We start from the raw sequence: 522 nt of genomic DNA, 5'->3' as shown, positions 1-522 counted from the left end.
CATCGACTTCCGCCGGCGCATGTCGGACCTGGCCAGCGGAAAAGAATCCGAGCACACGCCCGAGGTGGTCGCACCGCTGATCTCCCGCGGGCTGGCGGAGCTGGCCAAGCTGCCCGGCTGAGTGTGCGCTCAGGGTTTTCGGTGTGAGCCCAGGGCGGGAACCTGGCGATTTTCTCGCCGTGGTCTCACACGGAACGCCCTCGATTCACACCGAAAGCGGGCGCTAGAAGTTCTGAGTGGCCGCGTGATGTCTCTTGGCCACGCGGCGCAGCTGGAGAATCCGCGCGGTGCCGACGGCCACGGTGATCAGGCCGCCCACCACGGCGCCCAGCAGAAAGGCGACGCCCAGAGGCAGGCTCCAATGCCAAGTCAAGAACGTAAACCGCACCGAATCCGTGTTCTGGGCTATGAAGATCAACAACAGGATCAGGATCAGGAAGCCGACGATCAGGAAGGACCATAAAGCGCCGGCGCGGGTGAACCCGACGGCCGGTTCCTTGGACGTCGCGCCCAAGTGCGGAT

At 64.6% G+C, this 522-nt stretch carries 1 protein-coding gene and 1 pseudogene; one reads left to right on the top strand and one right to left on the bottom strand.

What is annotated here, in order from left to right; genetic code table 11:
- A pseudogene (locus A5712_RS30910) lies at positions 1–121 on the top strand (phosphotransferase family protein); the annotation flags it as partial.
- A 102-nt stretch (positions 122–223) separates the two neighbouring features.
- On the opposite strand, the gene A5712_RS18650 reads toward A5712_RS30910, so the two are convergent.
- Positions 224–514, bottom strand: coding sequence for a lipopolysaccharide assembly LapA domain-containing protein (locus tag A5712_RS18650; protein WP_068107951.1), 291 nt, complete (start codon positions 512–514; stop codon positions 224–226).
- Positions 515–522: the final 8 nt, after the last annotated feature.

It is taken from the genome of Mycobacterium sp. E2327 (genome assembly GCF_001672675.1).
In the GTDB taxonomy this organism is placed as follows: domain Bacteria; phylum Actinomycetota; class Actinomycetes; order Mycobacteriales; family Mycobacteriaceae; genus Mycobacterium.
This window is presented reverse-complemented; position numbering and strand designations above follow the sequence as displayed.